This window comes from Brevundimonas sp. (assembly GCF_031412435.1).
Classification (GTDB): domain Bacteria; phylum Pseudomonadota; class Alphaproteobacteria; order Caulobacterales; family Caulobacteraceae; genus Brevundimonas.
On the sequence record NZ_JANODA010000087.1, the window covers coordinates 1 to 15977 of the forward strand.

At 64.1% G+C, this 15977-nt stretch carries 18 protein-coding genes and 1 pseudogene; 13 read left to right on the plus strand and 6 right to left on the minus strand.

What is annotated here, in order from left to right; translation table 11 throughout:
• Positions 1-1048, minus strand: a 1048-nt coding sequence (locus tag RMO01_RS17285; RefSeq protein ID WP_309630306.1) for a TerC family protein, incomplete at its 3' end; no start/stop codon positions are given.
• A gap of 497 nt (positions 1049-1545) precedes the next feature.
• Between RMO01_RS17285 and RMO01_RS17290 the strand changes: the two genes are divergently transcribed.
• The 3 genes from RMO01_RS17290 to RMO01_RS17300 all read left to right on the plus strand — a co-directional run bounded on the left by RMO01_RS17290 (position 1546) and on the right by RMO01_RS17300 (position 3093).
• On the plus strand, positions 1546-1731 hold the full coding sequence (locus RMO01_RS17290; RefSeq protein ID WP_309630307.1) for a YdcH family protein: 186 nt from the start codon (positions 1546-1548) through the stop codon (positions 1729-1731).
• Positions 1732-1850: 119 nt separating this feature from the next.
• Positions 1851-2303, plus strand: coding sequence for a TerB family tellurite resistance protein (locus tag RMO01_RS17295; RefSeq protein WP_309630308.1), 453 nt, complete (start codon positions 1851-1853; stop codon positions 2301-2303).
• 193 nt (positions 2304-2496) lie between these two features.
• The gene (locus RMO01_RS17300; protein WP_309630309.1) at positions 2497-3093 is read left to right on the plus strand and encodes a carbonic anhydrase; all 597 of its coding nucleotides are present in this window, start codon (positions 2497-2499) and stop codon (positions 3091-3093) included.
• Between the two features lie 160 nt (positions 3094-3253).
• Here RMO01_RS17300 and RMO01_RS17305 read toward each other — a convergent pair whose 3' ends face one another.
• The 3 genes from RMO01_RS17305 to RMO01_RS17315 all read right to left on the minus strand — a co-directional run bounded on the left by RMO01_RS17305 (position 3254) and on the right by RMO01_RS17315 (position 4519).
• Positions 3254-3505, minus strand: a complete 252-nt coding sequence (locus tag RMO01_RS17305; RefSeq protein WP_309630310.1) for a hypothetical protein — start codon at positions 3503-3505, stop codon at positions 3254-3256.
• A 96-nt stretch (positions 3506-3601) separates the two neighbouring features.
• Positions 3602-4240 carry a LysR substrate-binding domain-containing protein gene (locus tag RMO01_RS17310; protein WP_309630311.1) on the minus strand — a complete coding sequence of 213 codons (639 nt, stop codon included), beginning with the start codon at positions 4238-4240 and terminating at the stop codon, positions 3602-3604.
• 51 nt (positions 4241-4291) lie between these two features.
• Positions 4292-4519, minus strand: coding sequence for a LysR family transcriptional regulator (locus RMO01_RS17315; protein ID WP_309630312.1), 228 nt, complete (start codon positions 4517-4519; stop codon positions 4292-4294).
• 125 nt (positions 4520-4644) lie between these two features.
• On the opposite strand from RMO01_RS17315, the gene RMO01_RS17320 reads away from it, so the two are divergent.
• The 3 genes from RMO01_RS17320 (at position 4645) to RMO01_RS17330 (ending at position 7440) form a co-directional block, all read left to right on the plus strand.
• A complete protein-coding gene (locus RMO01_RS17320) occupies positions 4645-5187 on the plus strand; it encodes a hypothetical protein (RefSeq protein WP_309630313.1) in 543 nt (180 codons plus the stop codon).
• A 92-nt stretch (positions 5188-5279) separates the two neighbouring features.
• Positions 5280-6581, plus strand: a complete 1302-nt coding sequence (locus tag RMO01_RS17325) for an MFS transporter (RefSeq protein ID WP_309630314.1) — start codon at positions 5280-5282, stop codon at positions 6579-6581.
• The gene (locus tag RMO01_RS17330) at positions 6556-7440 is read left to right on the plus strand and encodes a type II CAAX endopeptidase family protein (RefSeq protein ID WP_309630315.1); all 885 of its coding nucleotides are present in this window, start codon (positions 6556-6558) and stop codon (positions 7438-7440) included. The genes RMO01_RS17325 and RMO01_RS17330 overlap by 26 nt, the downstream gene beginning before the upstream one ends.
• An 83-nt stretch (positions 7441-7523) precedes the next feature.
• On the opposite strand, the gene RMO01_RS17335 is transcribed toward RMO01_RS17330, so the two are convergent.
• Positions 7524-7862, minus strand: a complete 339-nt coding sequence (locus tag RMO01_RS17335) for a GIY-YIG nuclease family protein (RefSeq protein WP_309630316.1) — start codon at positions 7860-7862, stop codon at positions 7524-7526.
• Positions 7863-8186: 324 nt separating this feature from the next.
• Between RMO01_RS17335 and RMO01_RS17340 the strand changes: the two genes are divergently transcribed.
• From RMO01_RS17340 to RMO01_RS17365, 6 genes are all read left to right on the plus strand, one after another.
• Entirely contained in the window at positions 8187-9185 is a 999-nt protein-coding gene (locus RMO01_RS17340; RefSeq protein ID WP_309630317.1) for a DJ-1/PfpI family protein, read from the plus strand.
• 37 nt (positions 9186-9222) lie between these two features.
• Positions 9223-9840 carry a DJ-1/PfpI family protein gene (locus tag RMO01_RS17345; protein ID WP_309630318.1) on the plus strand — a complete coding sequence of 206 codons (618 nt, stop codon included), beginning with the start codon at positions 9223-9225 and terminating at the stop codon, positions 9838-9840.
• A 271-nt stretch (positions 9841-10111) separates the two neighbouring features.
• A complete protein-coding gene (locus tag RMO01_RS17350) occupies positions 10112-10387 on the plus strand; it encodes a FixH family protein (RefSeq protein ID WP_309630319.1) in 276 nt (91 codons plus the stop codon).
• The gene (locus RMO01_RS17355) at positions 10384-11643 is read left to right on the plus strand and encodes a cytochrome c peroxidase (RefSeq protein WP_309630320.1); all 1260 of its coding nucleotides are present in this window, start codon (positions 10384-10386) and stop codon (positions 11641-11643) included. Before RMO01_RS17350 ends, RMO01_RS17355 begins: the two co-directional genes overlap by 4 nt.
• A 46-nt stretch (positions 11644-11689) precedes the next feature.
• Positions 11690-12718, plus strand: coding sequence for a GlxA family transcriptional regulator (locus tag RMO01_RS17360; RefSeq protein WP_309630321.1), 1029 nt, complete (start codon positions 11690-11692; stop codon positions 12716-12718).
• A gap of 232 nt (positions 12719-12950) precedes the next feature.
• A complete protein-coding gene (locus RMO01_RS17365; protein ID WP_309630322.1) occupies positions 12951-13166 on the plus strand; it encodes a hypothetical protein in 216 nt (71 codons plus the stop codon).
• A 1207-nt stretch (positions 13167-14373) separates the two neighbouring features.
• On the opposite strand, the gene RMO01_RS17375 is transcribed toward RMO01_RS17365, so the two are convergent.
• Positions 14374-15108, minus strand: coding sequence for a helix-turn-helix domain-containing protein (locus tag RMO01_RS17375; protein ID WP_309630324.1), 735 nt, complete (start codon positions 15106-15108; stop codon positions 14374-14376).
• Positions 15109-15264: 156 nt separating this feature from the next.
• Here RMO01_RS17375 and RMO01_RS17380 point away from each other — a divergent pair.
• Positions 15265-15902: pseudogene (locus RMO01_RS17380) on the plus strand (IS6 family transposase); the annotation flags it as partial.
• Positions 15903-15977: the final 75 nt, after the last annotated feature.

Consider the following 15977-nt stretch of genomic DNA (forward strand, 5'->3'; position numbering starts at 1 on the left):
CGTCGCGGGTCCTGATCCAGGAATAGAGCATCGAGCCGCCGATCAGGCCGAGGGTCGCGATCAGGGACCACTGCGGCTCGAGATAGGGCACCAGCGCCTCGCCTGTCATGTCCTTCCACGCCTTGTAGAGGCCGAAGTTCCAGATGATCTTGACCCCGATCAGCACCAGCACCATCGACAGGCCGTACTTCAGATACTTGAAGCGAGCGACGGCCTCGGCGAGCATGAAGTACATCGACCGCAGACCCAGTATCGCGAAGATGTTGGAGGTGTAGACGATGAAGGGGTCTTTCGTGACCGCGAAGATCGCCGGCACGGAATCGACCGCGAAGATGACGTCGACCACCTCGACCATGATCAGGGCCAGGAACAGCGGGGTCGCGAACAGGACGAGCCGACCCGAGCCCTTGGGATCTGGCTTTTTGACGAAGAAGTTGTGGTTGTCGATGGTGTCGGTGATCCGCATCCGTTTCCTGAGGAATTTCAGGACGGGGTTCTGGTTGAGATCCATCTCGTGGTCGCCGCCGAAGATCATCTTCCAGCCCGTGAAGATCAGGAAGGCGGCGAAGATAAACAGCACCCAGGTGAACTCGTTCACGATCGCAGCACCGAGCGATATGAAGATCGCCCGGAATACGATGGCCCCCATGATCCCCCAGAAAAGGACGCGGTGCTGATATTGACGTGGTACTGCGAAGAAAGTGAAGATCATCCCGATGACGAAGATGTTGTCGAACGCGAGCGCCGTTTCGAGCAGATAACCCGTGAAATACTGAAGAACGGCCTGTTGGTTGAGATTATCCGGGCTCATGTAATAGCGCGGATCGGGCTCATATACGAAATAGACGTAGGCCCCGAACGCGATGGCGATGGAGGCGAAGGACGCCCACATGGCCGCCGACCTCTTGGCCGAGACGACCCCGTCCTTGTTGTTCACGACCCCGAGGTCGATCCACAGCAGAAAGCCGATGAATGACAGAAAGGCGATCCAGAGCCAGATCGGCTGTCCGACATAGGTCGCAGCAAAAAACGGAAGGGATTCAAACATCCCGCACCCCCGAATAATGGAAAATGGCGTTGCGTTGCGCCGTCCATGCGGGGATCCGACATCGCAGCCGACGCCTCGGCTGCCAGAGGGGCCCGGACCCGTGGAGGGTGCGCTAATGACGGCAGAGTCGATCCGCGTCAACAGATGGTGTAGCGTTTACCGAGATCGGGGAAGGTCTTGCGCCTCTAATCCCGAGGCTGTGGCTGTTATGGAAGGCCATCCTTTGTATGTTGTGGAGGCCGGTCTGTTGAATCTGGCCTGCCAATCAATACACGGTTATCATAATACTTTGTCATTCACTGGATAAGCAATTCTTATTGGCGTGCTCGGCTTCGAACGAGCAGCGTGTCTGTGCGGCCCGGGCCCCTCTGACGATCGACGGCGATCGTGATGTCGGACCGCATCGGGTGCGCTCGATGACGGGGTCCGGCTGCCATTCCCCCATCGCAACGACGGCTTCGGCGTCGGGCGCTCCCCTTCAGAGAAGGAGAGGCTCCATGTCTATCGTGTTGGCGCACCGGCTACGGGGATTGCACGCCCTGCTGGAAATGGCGCTGAAGGACGAGCGCGCGCAACCGCGCCCCGACGACCGCACCGTTGCAGGCATCAAGAAGAAGAAGCTCGCCATCAAGGACCGGCTCGCCAGCGCGCAAGCCCGCCAGATGCCGTCCGCGTTGCCCTAGCGACGAGGAGGGCCGGCGGCTTTCCGCGGCCGCCGGCCCCAATTGCTTGCCAACATCAACACGCGTCGCCGCCCCTCCGGCGACCAGACATGAGGTTCTCGATGCCCAAATCGGCCCGTATGCTCCGCAAACAAACCCCGATCGATTTCGGAGACGTTCTGACCCCAGGCGACGTCTTCCAGATGGACGCCATGGTCGCCGCCTGCGCCATGGTGGCCCAGGCCGACGGCTGGGTCACGCCCGACGAGCGCAAACGCATGATTGATCGGATGCGGAACTCCCCGACCCTTGCCTTCCTGGGCGTGGACGATGTGCTGGTTCTGTTTGATGCGCTGAACCTTCGCTTCGAGCGGGATCTCGACGATGGCGAGGCGACGGCGGAAGTCGCGGTCGCGCGCCTTCGAGGACAGACCGGCGCCTCGCGGCTCCTGATCGAGACCGCCTGTTCGGTCGCCGAGGCCGACGGCGGCTTTGACGCCGAGGAGCGGGCGGTGATCTTTCGGCTTTGCACGCTCCTCGAGGTCGATCCTGCGTCCTTCCACCTGATGCCAAGGGAAGGAGGGCCAGGATGAGGGTCGGCGCATCATCGGATCCCGCTGCATACGCCTGGGCGGTTCAGCTCTCCCAGATAACCGTCCGGGTGGCGGCGCATCAAAGCACGCCCACCGATCGTCCCGTTGATCCGCCGCGGGCTATTAGGGATGACGCCGGGATCCGCCGACCCAGTCGGCATACCTTCGACATTCGTGTCTGAGCGGCCGCGCCATGACGGTCCTGACCGACGACCCGCTGATTGCGGGCTATCACCGTTTCCGCAGGGTCGTCTGGCCCGCCCAGGCGCAGCGCTATGCCCAACTCGCGCGACGACGTCAGCAGCCGGCCACGGCCGTCATCGCCTGTTCCGACGCCCGGATTGATCCTCAGACCATCTTCGACGCCGAGCCGGGCGACCTGTTCGTCATCCGCAATGTCGCCGGCCTCGTTCCACCCTATGCCCCTGACGGCGGGTGTCATGGGACGAGCGCGGCGCTGGAGTATGTGGTCAAGATCCTGAAAGTCCGCCGCATCGTCGTGCTGGGCCATGCCGGTTGCGACGGCATTCATGCCATGATCCATGGGCCGCTTCGCAACGCCCAGGACTTCCTCGGCCCCTGGATGGACATCGCTGAACCGGTGCTGTGGCCGATGCCGGAGCAGGGGTCCGGGGAGGCCTTGGAAACAGCCGTTGAGGACGCAGTCCTCAGTCTCTCGATCAGCAATCTGCGGACCTTCCCCTGGATACGAGATGGCGAGAAGGCGGGTCATCTTGCGCTATCGGCTTGGCGGTTCGACATCGCTACCGGCGAGCTCCGGACGACGTAGCAGCAGGCATTGGCGGCCGTTATCGCGGGCATCAACGAAACTCATTGGTGTTCCGGGCCGGGGCGCCTCAGCGTCCGTATGCGGCCCGGGCCCCTCTGACGATCATGGTGATCGTGATGTCGGACCGCATCGAGTGCGCTCGATGCCGGGGTCCCGTACATCACATCCCCAATCCCGGCGCAGAGCCCACCTTTGCAAAGAGGAGAGGCGCGATGACGACACGTTCGACACGCCGGATCAGGCGGTTCAGCACGATCGTGGCCCTGGTCATGATGTCAGCCTTTTCAAAGCTGGCCAGGACGGTGCGACTGGCCCGGTCTGGGCGGAGCCGACGTTGATCCTGGCGGCGGCATGCTTCCCCTTCTGACCGACTTTTCGGAAACAGGAGACCTTTCTCGATGAGCGCGTTCAACACGACTCTGCACGATCGTCCTTCGGTCGCAGGAGCCGGTCAGCCGACTCGCGGCGCTGTTTCGCGAATTGGCGCTTAGGCGCAGATGAAGCGTGGTCAGCGGCGACTGCCTTTTGGTCCAGCCCCAGGGCCGCAAACGTCCCTCATGCACTCCCGCAGCCAGCGATGTGCGGGGTCGGCATTTAACCTCGGATGCCACAGCATCGACACCGTGAACTCAGTCGTGGGCATGGGCAGCGAGAACGTCGTCATGCCCTTCCGCAGATTGACTGTATGAAGGTCGGGAACGGTCGCAACCAGATCAGAGGCGCGGGCGACGGCGAGCGCCCCTGAGAATCCGCTGACGATGCTCGCCACATGGCGGCGCGTTGCGCCGCCGAGGTAGGGCAGGTCAAGCGCATCACTCTCAACGCCGGTTCGCGACACCACCACATGCTCGGCCTCGGCGTACCAGTTCCGGGTGATCTTCCTGGTGTCGATGGGATGGCCGGCGCGGACCACTCCGACCAACCGGTCCCGGAACAGGGCCTGGGTCCGCACTTCCGGGCCAAGTGTCGCCTCGACAACCCCGGTCTCCAGATCGACGACGCCGTCGCGCAAAGGCGCGCTTTCCTTGTTAAGCTTCTGGATGAAGTTGAGGCGCGCGCCAGGGGCCTCGCTGCGAACCCTCGAGATAAGTTCGGCCCCGAAATTCTCGACGAAGCCATCGCTCGCTCGGATCGTGAAGGTCCGCAACAGGGTGCTGAGATCAATCGCTTCGACGGGCCGAAGGATGGCCTCGATCTCTTAAACCAGCTTGCGGACGGGCTCCCGCAAGGCGGTGGCGCGCGGGGTGGGCACGAGTCCTCTGCCGGCCCTGACCAGAAGAGGATCGCCCATCTCTTCGCGGACGCGGGTGAGCGCTCGGCTCATCGCAGATGGACTTAACCGCAACCTCTTGGCCGCGCCGACGACGCTGCCTTCGGTGAGGACGGCATCAAGGGTGATCAGCAGGTTGAAGTCGGGCAGGGCCACCCGACAAGCCTGGCAGAACGTGTGCTTTTGGCATAGCGTTATATGCAGCATTGAAGTGCATACGCTGCGCATTACGCGCCTGTCGATGAATGGCTAGGCTTTCTCAATCGAGAGGATCAGCCGCCATGCAAGACAGTTCGCTTCATCGTTTCATCTCTTCCGTCCGCGCCGGATGGGGGCCCTTGAGCACTAGCCTCGTCGAGGATTGCCAAGCCCAGCTTGCGCAGCTCCTGGAGGCCGACCCGGCAGAGCCGTGGCTTGCGGCCCTTCGGCAGAACAAGCCGGTCAACGAGGAACTCTACCGGGACCCCGACCACGGGTTTGTCCTCCTCGCCCACACCGAAAACGAGGGGCTCTACCGCCCGCCGCATGACCACGGTCGAGGGTGGGTGATCTACGCCATGCAGCACGGCGAGATCGAGATGGGCACGTATGGCCGTGTGGAGGACGCGGACGGCATCCGTCTCGTCAAGCGTAACACGACGCTGGTTCGCCTCGGTCAGGTCCAGGTTTACCTGCCGGGCGACATCCACGACACACGATGCGTAAGCAAATCCGCCCTGCTCTTCCGCTTCACCGACCGAGACCTGCGCGTCGAAGACCGACAAGAGCACCGCGTCACCCGCTACCAAGCGCGCAACGGGGTCTGGACGTTGGCCGGACAATGACCACGGCTGGCTCGCTCCCAAGGACCGACACCCAGCGCTCGGGGTTGCCGCAGCCTGCTCGGCGCTTCGCGATCACGGCGGTCCTGGCGGCCATGAGCCTCGTCGTCCTCGATGCGGGGATGGTCAACGTCGCCATGCCGTCGATCGCCGATGCGCTGGTGGCGAAGCCAAGCGAGGTCGTGCTCGTCGTGACCGCCTATCAGGCGGCCCTCGTCATGGCGCTGCTGCCTTGCGCCGCGCTCGGCGAACGCTTCGGCAACCGCCGGGTCTTCCAGGTCGGCGTCTGCCTGTTCCTGCTCGGATCATTGCTTTGCGCGGCGTCCAGCTCACTACCTTGGCTAGTCGCAGCGCGCTTTCTACAGGGCCTGGGCGGCGCGGCCGTCATGGCGCTTGGGATCGCGCTCCTCCGGTTTACCGTGGCGCACGACAGACTGGGAACCGCCGTCGGTTGGAATGCGCTCACGGTCGCCCTGTGCTCCGCTGGCGCTCCCACGCTCGGCGCGCTCGTCATTGCTCACGCTGACTGGCAGTGGCTCTTCCTGCTCAGCGTCCCGACGAGCCTGGTCGCTCTCTTCGCCAGCCGTTTTCTTCCCACTACGGCGCCGGGCGCGAAGGCCTTGGACCTTCTGAGCATGGCGCTCAACGCTGCCGGATTTGGTCTCCTCGTTCTCGCAGTCGAGGCGGTGCATCACATGCCCTTCTCGGCTCTCGGCCTCGGAGCCGGCGCTGTCATTGCCTTCGTCCTTTTACTGCGCCGCGAGGGCAACAAGTCCGCACCATTGTTCCCCCTCGACCTCTTGCGCGAGCGGTCGTTCGGCCTGTCCGTCGTGGCGTCCGTCTGCTGCTTCGCAGGCCAGACCGCCGCCCTGATCGCGCTCCCCTTCTATCTCCAGCATGGGCTCGGTCTCAGCCCGCTGACGGTGGCGTTCTACCTCTCGCCCTGGCCGATTGCGGTCGCCGTAACGGCGGGTATCGCGGGCCGCCTGTCCGACCGCATTCCGACGGCCCAGCTCTGCGCCTTCGGAGCCGGGCTGCTCGCTTCGGGTCTGGCGGCGATGGCGGCGTGGCCTCTCTCAGAAACGGCGCTTCCGTTGCTTGGCCTGTCCGCCCTGTGCGGTGTCGGCTTCGGGCTTTTTCAAGTCCCCAACAATCGCAACATGTTTTTCAACGCGCCCCCGCATCGGAGCGGTGCGGCCGGAGGCATGCAGGGAACGGCGCGTCTGACGGGGCAACTATCCGGGGCCCTTCTCATGACCGCCCTGTTCGTTATCACGCCGCTCCTGGCCGCTCCGCGTTGGGGACTGGCGCTCGGAGCCGGGTTCGCTCTCGCCTCTGGAGTGGTGAGCCTCGTCAGAACCTCCAGCAAAGATGGCGCTGTCCATGCTGCGCTCTAACACCCTTCGACTTGCGCGCCCCTCGGTCTCGCAAGTCTTCCTGAACGACCGAAACGGCCTCCGGAATGGATGGTGGCTCGCCATCTTTCTCGGGGTGCTTGCGGCGCTGCTGTTCGGGACGATCCTTGTCTCAGCCCAGACCGGCCATGAGATCTCCGTCTGGGAACAGGCCGGACTGATCGCGGTCGCGACCGCCGTTGTTCAGCTCCTTCGGCGCAAGCCGATCGCCGAAGTCACGGGAGCGCTTAACGGTCGGGCTCTTCGGGACGTCGCTGTGGGTTTGTGCGCGGGCTTCGTCCTGATGGCGGTTCCGGCCTGCCTGCTTTGGCTTTCCGACATCGTGCGTCTGGATCTCGCATCGGCTGATCTGAGGTCATGCCTGACGGCCACAGGTATGATGCTCGGTGTGGCGGTTGCAGAGGAACTGCTGTTCAGAGGCGTCCTGTTCCAGCGCTTGGTTGCCGGCGCTGGCGTATGGGTCGCGCAACTGGTCGTCGGCGCCTTCTTCGTCCTGACGCACCTGCAGAACCCCGGCATGAATGGCACGACCCAGCTTTGGGCTGGGCTGAACATCTTCATTGCTTCGCTGGTGTTCGGGCAGGCCTATCTACGCACAGGCGGGCTAGCGCTTCCGATCGCGATCCACTTCATGGCCAACGTCACGCAGGGAATTCTGTTCGGCTTTGGCGTGACCGGTTACGCTGAGCCTAGTGTTCTGCGGCCGACCTTCAACCTCCAGGCCGACTGGCTCACCGGCGGCGACTTCGGCATCGAAGCCAGCTTGCTCGGACTGATCGCCATCACGGTCCTACTGGTGGGCCTTTATATCTGGAATCCGAAGGGGGAGGGGACGCGATGACTGGCGACCAACCGGAAGGAGCCGGTAAATAACCGGCGGCGCCGTTTGGCGGAATGTTGCTTTAGCAACGTCGGCTCTCGCCGTCACAACGCATACGCCTGCAGCCCGGCCGACCAGAGGGCAGCGCGTCGCTTCAGTTCACCATCTCGCTCGAGCCGCGAAAGGTCGGGCGAAAGATGGTCGAGACCTTCGAACCTGAAGTTCTCCTCGCCGTGCGTATTCCAGGCGCTTTGGAGGTCCGGGCGCGGGTAGCCGCTGTGTCGCAGGGCAAACCACAATCCGTTTCGGTGGTTCTCTATGTGGGAGCTGCGCCCCACCCACACCTCGCCGGTGGCAGTGCAGACGACCGCAAAGACGCCAGCGACGGTCTTTCGGTCCTTGTACGCCGCGAGCAATGCTCTTCGGCTCTGGTGGTGGGGCATGGATATCTCCTTTATGCCCGGGTATAATAGCCCAGTATTTTATCCGGGTAAATAGAAGTCCGAGCCAGGGGTTCCAAACACGAACGACGTCGCGAGTTGGCGAGAAACGCTACTACGCTGTCATTTCGGCAGGCCCCAAGCGCTCCTATTCAGCAGTCCACGACGGCGCTCAGACCGAGCAAGACGTCATCGCGAGATTGCACAATGAAATATCTTCTGCTGGGTGTGGCGGCTGCTATCGGAGCCGTTGTCGTTCTACCGTCCGAAGCGGCCGCGACCGAGGCTCCGCCAAGCGTGTCCGGTCTCTCGCCTGATCCGGCGGCATTGACGCTGCCGCTGCCGAAGGCGGGGCGCACCCGACCCTTGGTTGTCGTGGTGGCGGAAAACGCCGGCGCAGAGACGACCGACTTCGTCGTCCCGTACGGGGTTCTCAAGGACTCCGGTGTGGCCGATGTCCGGTCGCTATCGACGGGCGAGGGCCCGGTCCGGTTGCTTCGCGGTGTCCTTATTCGCGCCGATCAGACAATCAGCGCTTTCGACGAGGCTGAGCCCGCGGGGGCGGACATCGTGATCGTGCCCGCTCAGATGTCGCCAAACGATCCGGTGCTCGTTGCCTGGCTTCAGTCGCAAGCCGGTCGCGGCGCTGTAATCGTTTCGGTTTGCGAGGGCGCCCGCGCCGTCGCCCGGGCTGGCCTCTTCGAGGGGCGCCGCGCAACCAGTCACTGGAGTGCGCTGGCCTCACTCGAGCGCGCCTACCCCCAAACCGAATGGGTTCGCGACAGCCGCTATGTCCAGGATGGGCCGGTCATCTCGACGACAGGCGTGACCGCCTCGATTCCTGTCTCTCTCGCTCTGGTCGAAGCGATCGGGGGCCGAGACGTCGCCATGGCGACGGCCGCCCGATTGGGCATCACCCGCTGGGGTGTCGATCACCGGACGGCGGACTTCAGCCTGAGCCGAATGGATTTCATGCGGGCCGTACTCCGCGTGTTGGCGGTCTGGAACCACGAGGAGATCGAACTTCCGGTCACAGACGGGATCGACGAAGTCGATATGGCCTTGCAGAGCGATGTCTGGGGCCGCAGCGCCCAGGCGCGTGTGGTGACGACCAGTGTCACCCGCGCGCCGATTGTCTCTGAACACGGGCTCGTCGTCCTGCCGGAGGGTTCGCCGCGACCGGATCGCTTTGTGATCCCGAGCGTGCCGGGCTCCACGGTGGCTCGCCTGGACGGCGCGATCGATGGCTTGGGCCGGCGCTATGGTCCCCTGGCTCGGCGTTTGGCTGTATCCGGGCTGGAGTACGACCCTCCGGCGGCTCGCTGACATGGGAGCACCTGTTCTCAAACGTTCACCGAGGCGAGTGGCGATCCTGATTTTCGACGACGTGGAAGTGCTGGATTTCGCCGGGCCGTTCGAAGTGTTCGGAGTGACAAGGACTGCATCGGGCGCGCCTGCCTATGAGGTCTTCGTCGTGTCGCTCGACGGCGATCCCATATGCGCCAGGAACGGCCTCTGCATCACGCCCCACGCCGGTGTCGACGCCCTGGTCGCTGACGTGCTGGTGGTGCCGGGCGGCTATGGCGCACGGGTCCTGCTTTCGGACGCGCGCGTCGCTGCTTTCCTCCGCGACGCTCAAGGTTTTGTCGAGGTCACGCTTTCCGTGTGCACCGGCGCACTCCTGCTGTCGGCCGCCGGTCTGCTTCGCGATCTCGCCGCCACCACACACAGCGACGCGCTCGATGAGCTGCGGGCGTTGGACGCGAGCGTGGAAATCTTTCCCCGGGCGCGGGTCGTCGACAACGGTCGGATCGTAACTTCGGCCGGGATCAGCGCCGGGATCGACGCGTCCCTCTATCTGGTGGCCCGCCTCTCGGGCGCTGCAGTGGCGGCCGAAACCGCGCGGTACATGCACTACGACTGGCGCCATCGCTGCGTGGACGGCGAAGCCATCGTGAAGCCGGGCCGCGACTCTGACTAGGCGCTCGCTGCGACCCTTGGCCCGACCCTCTCCCTAACGAGCTCCTCGTGGAGCGCCACCAAAAAACGGCCGCCAGCCGGCCGGGAGCCACACCATGTTTTCGACGCCTCCAGCCGTTCGCCTTCGCCGGCGTTTCCCCTCAACGTTTGTCCTGGCCAGTGCGCTGGGATGTCTAACTCTGGCCTCTAGCGCGGCGGCGCTCCCCCAAGATTTGCCGCAGCAGCGACCGACGGCGCAGGCGCGTTTTAATGTCCGCGTGTCGAGTGATGTGATGCCGGTCCCCATGGGGCGCATCCATGCCTGGCGGGTGCACATCACAGACGCGTCTGGCTCGCCGCTGACGCAAGCCATCGTCCAGGTCACCGGCGGCATGCCTGAACATCATCATGGCCTCCCGACCCAACCCCGTGTGACGGAATCCGCCACTCCCGGCGACTACGTCATCAATGGCGTTCGCTTCTCCATGACCGGAAAGTGGGTGCTCAATCTCGACATCCGTGCTCGCGAGGGCCGCTCCGACACGGTGACCTTCAGCTTCGTCCTATGAGCCGGATCGGCATCGCCCTCGCGGCCGCCCTTTTATTGGGCGCCGCCTCCAGCCTTTATCCTTGGTCGGCCGGTGACCTGGCAGTGCTGCAAGGCCTTTCGATCAACGGTCTGGGGGCGCCGCCGCCTGATCCCTCAAACCGCTTCGCAGACGACCCCGCTGCGGCAAGCCTGGGGGAGGCGCTCTTCTTCGATCGTCGGCTGAGTGCGAACGGCCGTGTCGCCTGCTCCACCTGCCATGAGCCTCGCCAAGGTTTCACGGACCGGCGACGGGTCGGTCGAGGTCTTTCCAACGGCGCGCGGCGGACAATGCCCATCGCGCCGGCCGTTTACTCGACATGGCAGTTCTGGGACGGACGAGCGGACAGTCTGTGGGCGCAAGCTCTGGGCCCAATCGAAAACCCGGCGGAGCATGGCTTCACCCGAACCGAGGCGGTCCGCCTTTTGGCCACTCGCTACCGCGATCAGTACGCGGCGACATTCGGCCCCCTCCCGGATATGTCCGATCCAGAACGCTTCCCGGCCCGCGCCAGCCCGCTCGGCGACGCGGCGGCACGGGCGGCGTGGGATCGCATGACACCGGCCGACCAAGCCAGGATCGATGTCGCATTCGCCCGGTTCGGCAAGGCGTTGGCGGCCTATGAGCGAACGCTGCGCCTGCGGCCGACCCGTTTCGACGCGTATGTCGCGGCGCTTTCAGGAGACGCGTCGGAACGCGTTGTGTTCTCCGCCGAAGAGGTTGCGGGCCTCCAGATTTTCATCGGCCAGGGGCGGTGCGTACAATGCCACAACGGCCCCTTGCTCACCAATGAGGGCTTCGCCAACACTGGTGTCCCCTCGCCGAGGGGACAGGCGCCGGATCTGGGAAGAACGACAGGAATTCGCACCGCCTTGGCCGATCCCTTCAACTGCAGAGGCTTCTTCAGTGACGCGGAGAACGGGCAATGCGAGGAACTGGACTACGCTCTCGTGGACAGTCCCGAGCAGCGCCGGGCCTTCAAGGCGCCTTCGCTTAGAGGCGTGGCTCAGCGGGCGCCCTATATGCACTCAGGCCAGTTCGCCACGCTGGACGCCGTGATCGACCACTATAACCGGGCCCCCCCGTCGCGCGACGGGACATCCGGTATCGAACCGCTCCATCTCTCCCGCCTCCAGCGCCGCCAACTCGTGGCGTTCTTGCGGACCCTCAACGATCCCCCTGATGACCCCCGGCCCTCTGGAGGGACACCGGGGAGATCTGCGGCGGATCGGCCTTGAGGTTTACACTGCCCAAGCGTCCCACCTGAGTCGCAGGAGATAGCCGATGCCTGACCTCCCGACTCGCAAGATTGCGCTCGTCGGCTACCCCGGCGTTCAGTCCCTCGACCTGATCGGGCCCTGGGAGGTGTTTGCGATGGCGAACCGTTTTTCGGGCCGAGCCCGATATGAACTCATCCTTGTCAGCGCATCCTCCGGACCGATTGAGACCAACTCCGGCCTGGCGCTGGGAGAGGCCAGATCGTGTGCGGATCTGCCGGATGATCTGGATACCATCCTGGTGGCAGGAGGTTCGCCGGCCGGCCTCGAAACGGCTTGCGAAAGCAGCCTTCCGGCCTGGCTGAGAAGCCGGCTGCCCCTGACCCGCCGAATGGGCAGTGTCTGTTCGGGCGCCTTTGTGCTTGCCGCCGCCGGCTTGCTCGAGGGTCGTCGCGCGACGACCCATTGGGAGGTGTGTGAACAGCTGCGTACGGCCTACCCGACGACGACCGTGGAAGCCGACGCGATCTTTGTCGCAGACCCTCCGATCTACACGTCAGCCGGCGTCACAGCCGGCATAGATCTCTGCCTGTCCTTCGTTGAGGCCGATTGCGGTCCAGAGCTCGCTCTGGCTGTGGCGCGCAATCTGGTGCTGTTCATGAGGAGACCGGGCGGACAGACCCAGTACAGCGCCGGTCTGAAAGTCCAGTCCGCCGCGACCCCCAGAATGCGCACGCTCATCACGGAAGTCGCCGCCGATCCGGTGGGGGATCTGAGCTTGACTGCTCTCGCCGAGCGCGCGGGGATGACGGAGCGGACTTTCTCACGCCTCTTTGTCAAAGACACGGGCCTCACGCCGGCCGCCTATGTGGAGACCGCGAGGGTTGATCGCGCCAAGGCGCTTCTGGAAACGTCCGACTGGCCGCTGGCGCGGATAGCGGATCGAGCCGGGTTCGGAGGCGTTCACGCGCTCCACCGTGCTTTTCTCAGGCGAGTGAAAGCGACACCAGGCGACTACCGCGAACGGTTTGGCCGCCGCCAAGATTCAGGCGCTCCTCAGGCGGCGATCACGCCAAGCGCCCGGGTTTCCACGTGAGCCTAGATGCTCTGGAGGCTCCTTGTATGCGGATCGGCAGCGTCTTGCTCATCAGCCTGTCGGCCGCCGGCTATTCTGCCGGTTCGTCAACGTGTATGTGAGCGAGCAGCTAAGCTTGAGCCAGTGCGCCCCAGCGACGTCTCTGATCCGATCCACGCTTCTGGCATTCCAGAGCGCCACCGACGCCGCCCCGAGCGGAGCCACGATGCTCTGCAGCCCAGGAGATACGTTGATGCGACGAAACGTTGCCGCCTACCTCGACGAAAGCCGATCACTCAAGCTGGCCCAATGGACAGCGCGAGGGGAGCGGGCTGACACAATGTGCGACGATGATCTCGTTGAGGCCGCGCGTTTTGGATTGGTTGTGACCGGCGTATTGTCGCAAGATCAAGCGCGAAGCGCCTATCTGGTTGTCGAAGAGGCGGTTGACTTACCGACCGAGGACTGACGCCACGGACCCGACTGCCGCAGGCCGGACGATTGCAGCGCTCGCTGCTGTCAGGTTAGGGCCACAATCGGTGGCTGCCGTTGATCTGGCCCTGGTCAGGCGGGCAAAGCCGGCGCTCTCGCGTTTCGCCGCCACGGAATCTGCTGAATTTTCCGATGGGGAAGGGACCCATGCCGCCCAGGAAATGCCGAGTGAAGTGAGCCTGACAGCACCTGTCGACAGCCCGATCCGCGGAAGGGGTAAAAGACGGTGCGCGTGAGATTCGTCGGCGGCGTGCGCTTCAACGACCACCGCTACGAAGGTCTCGTTCCCTTGGCCCGCATCGGGCGACGACCGTTTAGATCGTGCGGTCCGCTGGCTTTCGACGATCCTGGACCACCTCCTTCGAACTGTCGAAATAGCGGAACGGGTTGGTGGAGTGGGCCATGGGCGGAGGCAGCGGCGCCTGGCCCGCTACGCAAATGAGTTTGGGCTGACAGAGCCGTCTATCGCGACGCCCACTGCCACGAAGGCCAGGACCGCAAGCGTGACCAAGATGACGGGCCGCCAGCGATGAAGGCCGTGGAGGACCTGCGCAATCAACCTGCGCGCCGGTCGTCAGCCCTGCCCGTAGGCGCCCTTCGGCTCTTCGGCCGCCGGGTCCTTCATGGGCTGCTGATGTTTCGGCTTATGAACGGACGAGCCGGAGCCAGAGCCGGGTCCACCGGCCGCGGGGTCAAGAGGGCGCCGGCGCGGCCCTGAAGACGGCTCGCCGACAATCTCCTGGCCGATGCCTCTGTTGGCGTCGCCAAGGTCTCCCTGAGCGCTGTTCGTATCGCGAGGTTCAGTCATGGTCAGGCGTCCAGGCTGGGTTGCGCAAGAGTGGTGCCCGAGTGCCGGCGAAGGATGACGCGAAATGCTATCCCCAAGATCAGGCTCAGGAGGGCCGGCACTCCGCCTGTACCAACACAGCCCCACCCAGAAGGTGAGTTCCATCAACGATGACCGCCTATAGGGGCTTTGCCGTCAGACATCAGACGCCTCCTGCACGTCTGCGGATGGAAACAGTTCCGCCGTTACGACCGGCCTCTTGGGCGAGTTCCTTGTTGGTCGCGAAAGCCCTCTTCTCGCTCGGGACTGACAGGCCGCCTTTGCGGGCTATTTCCATCCGACGCGTGTTTCGCGCCACGTACGCGCCCCGTGAGCCTAGGGGCAGGGGGTAGCCCCATCATGCCGGCGCTCGCTTACCATCCTCACCATAACGTAAGCCGGGGGCAAACCATCCGCTATGTTCCTGGCCCTCGAACGCCTCCTGTGATCGGCAACCGCAGGCCATAGCGCGCATCCGGTCGGGATCCCGGACAGCTATTTGACCGCGCATCACCCTGCTGATTCCGAGTTTCTTGAGCTTTTCCGTCGCCGCGCAGATCGAAGTCCGCTGAACGCCCAAGAGTTGGGCTAGTTCTTGCTGGGTTATCGGGAGGCTCGTTAGGTTGCCGTTGTCGGTCAGCACCGACAGGAGGTTGGCGAGCCGGGCGATGAGGGCATGGCCCAGATTGCAGGCCACTCCGCGCGCCAGGGCCCGCTGTCGGGCGGCGGATGTCTCGGCAAGCCAACGCAGCTGGCGGTCGTCGCCATCGTCGCTGAGCAAAGCCGGCGCCGATACTTTCAACAGCCTGCCAGGCGTTAGCCATCGACCTTCCAACGGCAACCGAACGCCCGCGAGTGCCTCCAGGCCGATGACTTCACCCGGCCCGGCCAAGCCGGCGAGATGCTGCTTATTCGGAGCGAACAGGCCGATCGTGCCGGTCAAGACCAGAGTGACAGTGGCTCCCCCGGCCACCGTGTCCCCTTGATTCACCGATCGAGACAGAATGCCCAGATCCGAGATCACTCGGACTATCTCGTCGAAAATGGACGAGTTCGACGCCAGGGTGGGGCGCTCGGGATCTCGGGTCTGCATACTGCGGGCTCCGCTCCAGCTCAGCGACAGGCGCCGCTTTCGAAATGCAGGTATGGCATTGGAGGTTCCCGGCGGGTATCGCGCGAGGTGCTGTCAGAAGAACGATAAATGCTCTCCGGTATTTGTGACGTAAGCTACTGACGGTGATCATATTTCGTGACGTGGATTTCGTTCAAGCTCTACCGGTTCCCGGCGGACGTGATCCGCCGTGCCGTCGGGCTCTAATTCCGCTTCAGCCTCAGTTTTCGTGACGTTGAGGAACTCCTGGCGCAACGCGGGATCGACGTCAGCTATGAGACGATCCGGAGCCGGTCGATCAAGTTCGGCCCCGAGATCGCGAAGCGGCTGAAGCGCCAACGGCCTGTGCCTTCGGCCCGCTGGCATCCGGATGAAATGGTCTGCGGGATCGGCGGAAAGCGGATGTATCTTTGGCGGGCTGTCGATGACGAAGGCGAGGTCCTCAACCTCGTGGTCCAGCGCCGGCGGGACACGGAGGCCGCGTTGAGGCTGCTAAGGCGTCTCCTTCAAAACCAGCCGGTCGAGCCGCAGACGATCACGACCGACGGCCTCGCGTCATCTGGCGCAGCGCTCGAAGTCCCGGATCCCGGGCATTTGCACCGAGCCGGCCGGCTTCGGGAGAACAATCGGGCAGAGAACTCACACCTTCCGACCCGACGACGAGACCGGCAGCAGCAGCGGTTCAAATCCCAAGCCCAGCCCAGAGAGTCCTCACCATCCACGCGGCGATCTGGAATACTTCGAAAAGTCAGCGCCATCTGATCAGCAGACCCACTTCGCTTTCCGCCGAAGCGGCGCTTGGGCGACCCCCGTTGCCCGATTTCAGGCAGGGTAGGGTAGGCTTCCACTTG

Coding starts and splice junctions, on each gene's coding strand:
- RMO01_RS17290 (WP_309630307.1), top strand. CDS start 1,546: ATGTCTATCGTGTTGGCGCACCGGCTACGGGGATTGCACGCCCTGCTG.
- RMO01_RS17295 (WP_309630308.1), top strand. CDS start 1,851: ATGCTCCGCAAACAAACCCCGATCGATTTCGGAGACGTTCTGACCCCA.
- RMO01_RS17300 (WP_309630309.1), top strand. CDS start 2,497: ATGACGGTCCTGACCGACGACCCGCTGATTGCGGGCTATCACCGTTTC.
- RMO01_RS17320 (WP_309630313.1), top strand. CDS start 4,645: ATGCAAGACAGTTCGCTTCATCGTTTCATCTCTTCCGTCCGCGCCGGA.
- RMO01_RS17325 (WP_309630314.1), top strand. CDS start 5,280: ATGAGCCTCGTCGTCCTCGATGCGGGGATGGTCAACGTCGCCATGCCG.
- RMO01_RS17330 (WP_309630315.1), top strand. CDS start 6,556: ATGGCGCTGTCCATGCTGCGCTCTAACACCCTTCGACTTGCGCGCCCC.
- RMO01_RS17335 (WP_309630316.1), bottom strand. CDS start 7,862: ATGCCCCACCACCAGAGCCGAAGAGCATTGCTCGCGGCGTACAAGGAC.
- RMO01_RS17350 (WP_309630319.1), top strand. CDS start 10,112: ATGCCGGTCCCCATGGGGCGCATCCATGCCTGGCGGGTGCACATCACA.
- RMO01_RS17355 (WP_309630320.1), top strand. CDS start 10,384: ATGAGCCGGATCGGCATCGCCCTCGCGGCCGCCCTTTTATTGGGCGCC.
- RMO01_RS17360 (WP_309630321.1), top strand. CDS start 11,690: ATGCCTGACCTCCCGACTCGCAAGATTGCGCTCGTCGGCTACCCCGGC.
- RMO01_RS17365 (WP_309630322.1), top strand. CDS start 12,951: ATGCGACGAAACGTTGCCGCCTACCTCGACGAAAGCCGATCACTCAAG.
- RMO01_RS17375 (WP_309630324.1), bottom strand. CDS start 15,108: ATGCAGACCCGAGATCCCGAGCGCCCCACCCTGGCGTCGAACTCGTCC.